The 603-nt window shown below is 43.1% G+C and carries 1 protein-coding gene; it reads left to right on the forward strand.

Going from position 1 to position 603, the window contains the following annotated elements:
- The first annotated feature begins 8 nt into the window (after positions 1–8).
- Positions 9–554, forward strand: coding sequence for a biotin transporter BioY (locus AX677_RS05285; protein WP_004192816.1), 546 nt, complete (start codon positions 9–11; stop codon positions 552–554).
- Positions 555–603 lie beyond the last annotated feature (49 nt).

A 603-nucleotide genomic window follows, 5' to 3' on the forward strand; every position in this document is an offset into this window, starting at 1 on the left:
TACTATTTATGAACAAGAACAAAGCATTTCTTCTTGCCCTCCCAGCTATCGGAGCAGCTTTCCTAGCTGTCCTGTCCCAATTTACTATTTCCATTGGCCCCATTCCCATCACGCTGCAGACTTTTGTTATCGGCTTGATTGCGACGATTTTCAAACCTCGCGAAGCTGTTTTGTCAGTCTTTATTTATCTACTGCTGGGAGCTATTGGTCTGCCGGTCTTTGCTGGAGGAAGCGGTGGTTTTCAGGCTCTCTTTGGTCCAAGCGCCGGTTATCTCTGGTTCTTCTTACCCTTTGCGCTTGTGACATCCAGTCTGACTCATAAGGACAGTCCTTTCTATATGATTTTTATAGCTAATGTATTGGGTGCCGCTCTCGTCTTTGTTGGTGGTATCTTAGGGCTGCAGTTCTTTGGAGGACTTGATTTCTCTAAGTCAGTAGAGGTTGGCCTAACTCCTTTTATCCTGCCTGGATTGATAAAAATTATTGCCATCACCATTATCAGCATCCCTATTTTTAAGAGTCTGAAGTTTCATCCCTACTTTTCAGAGAAATAAGAATCTGTCTGTATAATTGTCTCGTCCGATTAAGAAGGACTTGACTTTT

The sequence above is a fragment of the Streptococcus sp. CCH8-C6 genome (genome assembly GCF_001557225.1).
Taxonomy (GTDB): domain Bacteria; phylum Bacillota; class Bacilli; order Lactobacillales; family Streptococcaceae; genus Streptococcus; species Streptococcus sanguinis_C.

What these genes read in the sequence shown, in the direction of transcription:
- AX677_RS05285 (WP_004192816.1), top strand. Translation starts at nt 9, where the DNA reads ATGAACAAGAACAAAGCATTTCTTCTTGCCCTCCCAGCTATCGGAGCA.